Source organism: Arthrospira sp. PCC 8006 (assembly GCF_046480465.1).
GTDB classification, from domain to species: domain Bacteria; phylum Cyanobacteriota; class Cyanobacteriia; order Cyanobacteriales; family Microcoleaceae; genus Limnospira; species Limnospira platensis.
In genome coordinates, this window is record NZ_PKGG01000221.1 from 1 (window position 1) to 8,480 (window position 8,480).

Consider the following 8,480-nt stretch of genomic DNA (forward strand, 5'->3'; position numbering starts at 1 on the left):
CCGACCGAGTTGATAAAGTGCGATATCCCAAAAAATTACCCAAAGAATAAGCAATCAACTTACCATTATATAATTCCAAAGCCCTCGGCACATGGGGGCCATGTCCTAACACCAAATCCGCCCCAGCATCAATCATTGTGCGTGCAAATAATACCTTATTACCGCGATTTTCCCCATAAAAATATTCGGTTCTATTCTGAATGCGTAAAGCCCCAGTACCTTCCGCCCCCGCGTGTACAGAAACCACCACAATATCCGCATTGTCCGCCGCTTCCTTAATCAAGGCTTGCGACGCTTCCAAATCATTCATATTATTATGATAATTAAAATAACTAAAGCCTATAAATGCCACATTTACACCCCTCACCTCATGATAGACAATCTGACCTTTTTTGCCGACCGCCTTCATTCCCGCTTTTTCAATATTAGCGATCGTATCTTTAAACCCAGCTTCAAAAAAATCAAACGAGTGATTATTAGCCACACTCAAAATATCAAATCCAGCCTCCCTTAAAAGTGCCGCATATTCCGGCGGAGTCCGAAACGCAAACACCATACCACGACCCACATTTTTAGCGCTATTAGGATAGTTAGTTAGGGTACTTTCAAAATTACCAAAGACTATATCAGCATCTTGTAAAGCTGGTTTAACTCCTGCAAATAATACCTGCTTGTTGGGATGTAATTTATTGTAAGGATAATTCGTTCCCGGAATAATATCACCCACCGATTTAATCGTAATCCGCATATCAGGATCAATGGGATTCCGTAGTGATGAAATAGTCAACTCAGATATATTTCGGAGCTGTTCAATAGTCGCCTGAGTCACCGATGGATCAACCTTCGGAGGATTTTCAGCATTAGATCCAAATGAGAAATTAGGTAATTGGGGGAGTTGTTCCAGCACCGCTTGAGAAGCCGTAGCAAAAGTGGGTGGGATAGTTGCCAAAGATGCCGAAACTCTATCCCATTTAGCACCTATAATTAACCCAGACAAAGGCAAAATTGCCAGGGTCATATAACCCACTACCGACAAAGATTTAGGCCGTCTAAATTGAAATCTCGGGGTTTTAGGAGTTGCCGAATTTGCCGAAGTCGGAGAAATTTCAGCAGTAGCCGCTTGAGATATTACCGGGGCAGCCGTCGCCACTTTTGTGGTTTTCTTCGGAGTTTTAGGTCTCCCAGAAGTCCTGGGTTTTTCCTGAGTCTTAGGTGCGGGGGAAGTCTTAGTTTTTTGAGGAGGTTTAGGGTCGGCAACGGGAGAATTTTTAGGGATAACCGGCACGTTATTAGTCACCGGAGTTACTACCACAGGTGATGACCTTAGTACCAGAGTCTCAATCCAAGCTGGGTTATCATCATCGCCTAATTGTGCCGCAATAGTAACACACCAGATAGATGGAGGCTGAAGGCGCATTAGTCCCTTGTGAATCACACGGACAGATGCAGCTTGGTCGGGAATTGTCGGGGACTCTAGGGTAATATAGAGATGATCATATTCCAGAGTGAGATGCGCTTGCACCTGTTTAGGTTTCAAGGCTTGGTTGAGTAAAATTGCGATCGCTTTTGGATCTCCCTGATAGGCAGACCTAAGAATTTCTTGCTGACTCACTGACAGATCTCCTGACACCACTTGCTTGTCAAACTCCCCTGCTGAATGGTAACTCTGAGGATATCTTATATCTTAATTGACACTCCCTCGTTAAATCAAAGATTATAACCGGGGATTCTTACTTCACCGACTTTTAACTAGAGCCAACAAAGTTAATTGTTGAACCCCCGCCAGATCGTCTCCACAAGCATTTTTAATCACGGACCATCTATGCTTGAGACATGGGGTAGGGTTGAAGTTTATCTAATTGTGGCGATTTGTGGCGATCGTCACCCTAGCTTTCAACCATCTAATCTGGTTTGAGTATTTCACTGTCTTATGACTCGCGCTTTGGCCTGCTGGTCCGTCCTGAGCAAACCTGATCGACCGTGACAACAATGGCAGTAAAAACATTAAAGCGGTTGGGATATCAACCGCGCACCGGGAAGGCGACGTAAGACGGGTTAAGCCGGCGGTTGCTGTTTTACCGGAGAATCCCCCCTTTTCTAAACAGGGGAGTATGTCAAGATATGGTGGCAAAAAATTGATAGGCGGACGAAATTATGATTAATTTGACTCAGGTTTTAGCAATGGGGCTGATGGTAGTTTTGCCGAGACTAAGCGCCTCGGGAGCGGAAATCCTATCTATTCCTTTACCAATGCAGGTGGCTCAGGAGAACCCAGAGGAGAAGGTGAACCAATTATTGCAACAGGGTATTTTCCTCGGTAAGCAGGGAACATCAGAAGCATTGCGGGAGGCGATCGCTAAATTTGAGGAGGTGATTCCCTTATTAGAGCAGATGGAAGATTCTTTTGCGATCGCTGTCACTATTGCCGCTATTGGTGTGGCTTACTGGGAATTAGGAGAAAATCAACCCGCCCTGGATTATTTAAATAAAGCCCTATCAATGTGGGATGTCATCGATTCGCCACAGGAGCAAAGGCTACCTCCGGGGTTTGGTAAAGCTAACACCTTGTACAGTATCGGTCAGGTTTACTTAAGTATGGGGGAAACCACCCCAGCTTTAGACTATTACCAGCAAGCCCTATCTATCTTTGAGGACATAGGGGAACCTTATCGGAAAGTTAATATACTTAATGATATCGGTGGAGTTTATGTAGACCAAGGGGAAATCCCCCGTGGTTTGGAGTATTACCAGCAGGCTTTATCAATTTCTCAATCCGTCGGATATCTATCTGGGGAGGCTCAAACCCTCAATAATATCGGTCTAGCCTACTTAGCTTCAGGGGACAGACAACAGGCCCTAGATTATTTTAACCAGGCTTTGTCCCGGTGGCAGGCTATGGGCGATCGCCAAAGAGAAGCCGAGACCCAGGAGAACATCGATAAATCAACAGGCATTGAATAATCCAGTGATCAGATGTATTGGTGAGCTATGGTTAACCACTAGGTTCAAGATACAATAGTTGCCATCTATCAAAATATACTTACTGATCACAGTTAGCACCAGTCCTGAAGACTGTTTGGAGGAAAACACTTTGGCAGTTCAATATAGCTACGATAGTAGTGAAAATTTGTATCCTCGTCGGGTTCTAGTCACTGGGGGGGCGGGATTCATTGGTTCAAATTTTGTCCACCACTGGTGCAATGCTTACCCAGAAGATCGCATCGTGGTTTTAGATGCCCTCACCTATGCCGGAAACCGCCAGAACCTAGCCCCCTTAGAACACCAGGAACAGTTTAAGTTTGTCGAAGGTAATATTTGCGATCGCACTTTAATTGACAAGTTACTAGAAGAAGAGGCGATCGATACCATTGCCCACTTTGCAGCCGAGTCCCATGTCGATCGCTCAATTCTCGGTCCCGATGCCTTCATTCAAACCAACGTTGTCGGAACCCTAACCCTATTAGAAGCCTTTAGACACTATTGGAACCACCACCAACAGCCCGAGAATTACAGGTTTCTGCACGTCTCCACAGACGAAGTATATGGCAGTCTCGGTCCTGACGATCCCGCCTTTACCGAAACCACCCCCTACGCCCCCAACAGCCCCTATTCTGCCTCAAAAGCTGGTAGCGATCATCTAGTGCGTGCCTACTATCACACCTACAACCTACCCACCATCATCACCAATTGTTCCAATAATTACGGCCCCTATCACTATCCAGAAAAACTTATCCCCCTAATGTGCATTAATATCCTCTTGGGTAAACCCCTGCCCATATATGGAGATGGGCAAAATGTGCGGGACTGGCTATATGTACTAGACCACTGCCGCGCCCTAGATGTAGTCATTCACCGAGGTAAACCCGGAGAAACCTATAACATCGGCGGGAATAACGAAGTAGCCAATATAGACCTGGTGAAGATGCTCTGTAGGTTCATGGACGAACTAGCCTCCCACCACCTACCCGTTAAACCCTCAATGGACCTGATTACCTTTGTTAAAGATAGACCCGGCCACGATCGCCGTTATGCGATCAATTCCAGCAAGCTCAAAACCCAGTTAGGATGGGCTCCCCTAGTCACAGTAGAAGAAGGGTTGCGACAAACCGTCGGCTGGTATCTTACCCATCGCCATTGGTGGGAACCATTACTCTCCCAAGAATACCAAGTCTACTATCGACAGGTTTACGCCTAGTCCCACCATTACTAACTCCCATCTATCTCAAACAAAAAACAGTTGATCAGTTTTCTGGAGTGGGCAGACTCCGGTAAAATAAAACCCGTTGACATTTAACTGTCTGTTTAACCTAAAGAAGAGGAGAACGATTTTGAAAAAGCTGCTGTCAGTTATTTTACTCGGTGTGGCTCTGTTGACCTTTGCACTGCCACGTCCCGCTTTGGCTGGAGATGTTGCCGCTGGCGCTTCTGTTTTTTCTGCTAACTGTGCAGCCTGCCACATGGGCGGACGCAATGTGATTGTTGCTAACAAAACCCTCAGCAAGTCTGATTTGGCTAAATATCTGAAAGGATTTGATGACGATGCAGTGGCTGCAGTGGCTTACCAAGTCACCAATGGTAAAAATGCCATGCCTGGATTTAATGGCCGACTCTCTCCCAAGCAGATCGAAGACGTTGCTGCTTATGTTGTAGACCAAGCTGAAAAAGGCTGGTAAGTCCAGAGGCTTAACCAGAAGCCAACAGTTTAGACTACCTTTCCCCTAGGGGTGAGGCTTTCGGGCCAAGGGTCAGGTTTTGAACTCTTGACTTGTAGCCGGAAAGTTTCGCCCCTCTGTTTTCTATTCCCTAGCGGTTCACGAGAAAGTATGTCAAAGTATGTGCAGAGCTTGAATGTTAACAATTGTTCGGTAACTTAATTTTAGTGCAATGTTTGTTCAATCCAAGTTAACCGCACGACAACAACAAATTCTCTGGGCAACTGTTCGCCACTATATCGCGACAGCAGAACCTGTTGGCTCAAAATCCTTAGCCCAAGAGTATAACCTCAATGTCAGCCCCGCTACTATCCGCAATGGTATGGGGGCTTTGGAAAAAGCTGGACTACTCTATCAACCCTATACTTCCGCCGGACGAGTACCTTCTGACTCTGGCTATCGGATTTATGTCGATCGCCTCATGACTCCCTCTGATACCCTCGCTAAGGAAGTCGCTAGACTCCTACGGGAGCAGCTAAATTTTGATAGTTGTAGTTTGGAGGCTGTGCTACGAGGTGCAGCCCAAATTCTTTCTACCCTCAGTGGCTATATTTCCCTGATTACTATGCCCCAAACCCAGACCGAAAGGCTCCAACATTTGCAACTGGTGTCTATGGGGTCAGGAAAAGTTATGGTAGTTGTGGTGACTCATACCTATCAAACTCAGTCCATTTTGATGGAAATTGCCCCGGGAGTTGAGGATATCGGCGACGATACCGAAATATTAGAACAGGAATTACAAATTATCTCTAATTTTCTTAATCACCAACTTAGGGGACTCGCTTTAGCTGAATTGTCAACTTTAGACTGGACTGAGATAGACCAAGACTTTCAGCAGTATAGTAATTTTATCGCACAGTTACTCAAGAGTTTAGGCGATCGCCACCAAACTCCAGAATATACTAGGATTCAGGTTAGCGGTGTTTCCGAAGTCCTACGACTGCCCGAATTTTCACAACTTCAGCAAGTCCAAACTATTCTACATCTGCTCGAAGATGAACAGGAACAACTCTGGCCGCTGATTTTTGCTACCCCAGAATCCTCGCAACAGGTAAATATCCGCATTGGTTCGGAAAACCCCCTCGAACCCATCCGCAGTTGCACCCTCATCTCAGCTCAATATTACCAAAATTCCCAGCCTATTGGTAGTGTCGGTATATTGGGACCTACTCGCATGGTCTACGAAAATGCGATCGCTCTTGTCGAAGCGACCGCTAATTACTTATCCGAAGCCCTTAGTTAAAACTCCTGTGCCGCTACATCTACCACTGATGTTTTAACATCAGTTGCTTCCCCAACTTCTGAGGTACTGTCATCAGCCTTGCGTTTCTTGATTTTTTCCCGAACTAAAGCCGAAACTTCTGTCACCAGCATCGTGGCAATGATACCATCATCTATCCATCCGATCACAGGAATAAAATCCGGGGCAATATCAATGGGCGATATCAGATAAATCAGCGTCCCACCAATTAGCAACCAGCGATATTTCGCATGGCGGAGCGTTTGGCGATACCATAGATAAAAGGACTGCACAATATTTTTCATGCCTCAGACACACAATTAACTCATCTGTTTATGATTCTAGCTTGACAAATTATCCCGCCCCATAACAGTGTAGATTTGCCACCGTTAATGTAGGGGAGTTACCACCATCGAATTTCGGGAATCTTGGTGAATTCCGGTGAGCCCTAATATCTAGGGGACGAGCCGGGGACTTTGGCCACAGGCTATAGGTGTGAATTGTTTATTTTTATTGCTTATGATTGCAAAAAGTTATTTTTTGTTAACTCTTCTTTACTAAATACACGGATAGATTTTACAATACCAGCACCTGTGGTGAAATTTTTAAGTCCCGGCATCCCTAAAAATAGGGCTGTAATTCGGGAACATGAAACGCTAGAATGAAGATGAGCGACTAAGTTGCCCGGGCAATTTGAGCATGAGGCAGCGGGTTAGTTCCATTTGATAAACAAGGTATTTAACTATGGTGGTTAACTCTTCTGGTTCAAATAGGAGGAACACAAGTAGACGAACCCGTAGCAATACAAGAAAGGATACAGATAATCAGCCTCAAAATCAAGTGACTCCAGCCGATGAAGTTGAAACTCAAGTGGCTGACGCTGACAATGTACCTGAATCAGATACTCTCAAGGAGAAATTAGACGTGGCTAGTAAATCAAGTTCGACAGAAGGTAATTCAGCACCAACTCAAATTCAAGTATCCCCAGAACCCTCGGCGATCGTTAATCATCGTCCGGTGGGACACAACCAATTTGAAATAGCGGGAATGTTAACCGCCAAACGCCCTATTGGGAAGGCTGTTCATGCAGCTTCAGTAACTTTTATTCAATCGGAAAATCCTACTGGTTCTATGGCTAACCGTCCGGTTTCAGCCACTCAATTACAAATTTCTTCGATGGTGATGAACCGTCCCATTGCTTCTAATGACATTGATGATCCTGATCTATTGATGGGATATTTAGACTAAATCAATTGTTGGTTGCAAGTTTCAACTCTCAACTGATTGATGACTCCGAACCCACCTAACAGTAGTCGGGTGGGTATCTTGTGAAAATTATTGACTAGCCCTAAAATCATCGGGGCTACGATATGCGATCGCCTAAAATCCCCCCATAAATTGATTGTTAAATCCGTTGTCTAACMCCCACAAATAGTAGCACAGACTATCTGTAATAATCTAAATACCCCCATATAAATGAGGATAAAAAACCGTGAAAATATTAGTAACTGGTGCGGCGGGATTTATTGGATTTCATCTGTGTCAACATTTATTGAAAAGGGGGGATACAGTCATTGGCATTGATAATCTCAATGATTATTATGCAGTATCTTTAAAAGAAGACCGGATAGCCCAACTGAAACCCTTAGAAAAATTTACGTTTTATAAACTAGATTTATGCGATAAAGTCGGCATAAAAAAACTGTTTTCCGAACACCAATTTGAGGCAGTAGCCCACCTCGCCGCCCAAGCCGGAGTCCGTTACTCTCTGAAAAATCCCTACGCTTATATTGATAGTAATTTAGTGGGGTTTATCAATGTTTTAGAAGGCTGTCGTCATCATCAAATCCCACACTTGGTTTTTGCTTCTTCGAGTTCGGTTTATGGTTCCAATAAAACCGTGCCTTTTTCGGTAGGGGATTATGTAGATTATCCAGTTAGTCTGTATGCGGCGACAAAGAAAGCTAATGAATTGATGGCTCATAGCTACAGTCACCTGTATCATATTCCCACGACGGGATTAAGATTTTTTACGGTTTATGGTCCTTGGTATCGTCCTGATATGGCGATGTTTATTTTTACGAAAGCTATCTTAGCCGACCAACCGATTCCGGTATTTAACTATGGTAATATGGAGCGAGATTTTACCTATGTTGATGATGTGGTGGAAGGAGTAATTCGGGTAATTGATAAAATCCCACAACCGGGAAGCAATCAAGCGGAAATTGAAGGAGTGAAAACCACTGCCCCTTATCAGATTTATAACATCGGTAATAATAAACCGGTAAATTTATTGTACTTGATTGAAGTCCTGGAAAATGTCTTAGGGAAAAAAGCCCAGAAAAATATGCTTCCCATGCAGCCGGGAGATGTGCCGATTACCTATGCTAATGTAGATTCATTGATAGCAGATGTAGGATTTAAACCAAGTACACCCATAGAGGTGGGAGTAGAAAAATTTGTGGCTTGGTATAAATCCTATTATGGTGTTTAACCGGATGGGAGACAGGACTCGCCGTCACAGATAT

At 44.4% G+C, this 8,480-nt stretch carries 8 protein-coding genes; 6 read left to right on the forward strand and 2 right to left on the reverse strand.

What is annotated here, in order from left to right; translation table 11 throughout:
* A partial coding sequence (locus B9T16_RS22765) for a CapA family protein (protein ID WP_410245852.1) occupies window positions 1–1,612 on the reverse strand: 1,612 nt, incomplete at its 3' end.
* 542 nt (window positions 1,613–2,154) lie between these two features.
* Here B9T16_RS22765 and B9T16_RS22770 point away from each other — a divergent pair.
* From B9T16_RS22770 to hrcA, 4 genes are all read left to right on the forward strand, one after another.
* Window positions 2,155–2,961, forward strand: a complete 807-nt coding sequence (locus B9T16_RS22770; RefSeq protein ID WP_410245853.1) for a tetratricopeptide repeat protein — start codon at window positions 2,155–2,157, stop codon at window positions 2,959–2,961.
* 130 nt (window positions 2,962–3,091) lie between these two features.
* The gene (rfbB, locus tag B9T16_RS22775) at window positions 3,092–4,195 is read left to right on the forward strand and encodes a dTDP-glucose 4,6-dehydratase (protein ID WP_410245854.1); all 1,104 of its coding nucleotides are present in this window, start codon (window positions 3,092–3,094) and stop codon (window positions 4,193–4,195) included.
* A gap of 133 nt (window positions 4,196–4,328) precedes the next feature.
* On the forward strand, window positions 4,329–4,673 hold the full coding sequence (gene petJ, locus B9T16_RS22780; RefSeq protein WP_006619617.1) for a cytochrome c6 PetJ: 345 nt from the start codon (window positions 4,329–4,331) through the stop codon (window positions 4,671–4,673).
* Window positions 4,674–4,884: 211 nt separating this feature from the next.
* Window positions 4,885–5,955: a heat-inducible transcriptional repressor HrcA gene (hrcA, locus tag B9T16_RS22785; protein ID WP_410245855.1), complete on the forward strand. Its 1,071-nt coding sequence runs from the start codon at window positions 4,885–4,887 to the stop codon at window positions 5,953–5,955.
* Here hrcA and B9T16_RS22790 read toward each other — a convergent pair.
* Complete coding sequence (locus B9T16_RS22790) at window positions 5,952–6,257, reverse strand: YkvA family protein (RefSeq protein ID WP_006619619.1); 306 nt, start codon at window positions 6,255–6,257, stop codon at window positions 5,952–5,954. The two genes, hrcA and B9T16_RS22790, sit on opposite strands and share 4 nt — an antisense overlap.
* A 535-nt stretch (window positions 6,258–6,792) precedes the next feature.
* On the opposite strand from B9T16_RS22790, the gene B9T16_RS22795 reads away from it, so the two are divergent.
* Window positions 6,793–7,200 carry a hypothetical protein gene (locus tag B9T16_RS22795; protein WP_006619620.1) on the forward strand — a complete coding sequence of 136 codons (408 nt, stop codon included), beginning with the start codon at window positions 6,793–6,795 and terminating at the stop codon, window positions 7,198–7,200.
* Window positions 7,201–7,444: 244 nt separating this feature from the next.
* Window positions 7,445–8,446, forward strand: coding sequence for an NAD-dependent epimerase (locus B9T16_RS22800; RefSeq protein WP_006619621.1), 1,002 nt, complete (start codon window positions 7,445–7,447; stop codon window positions 8,444–8,446).
* Window positions 8,447–8,480 lie beyond the last annotated feature (34 nt).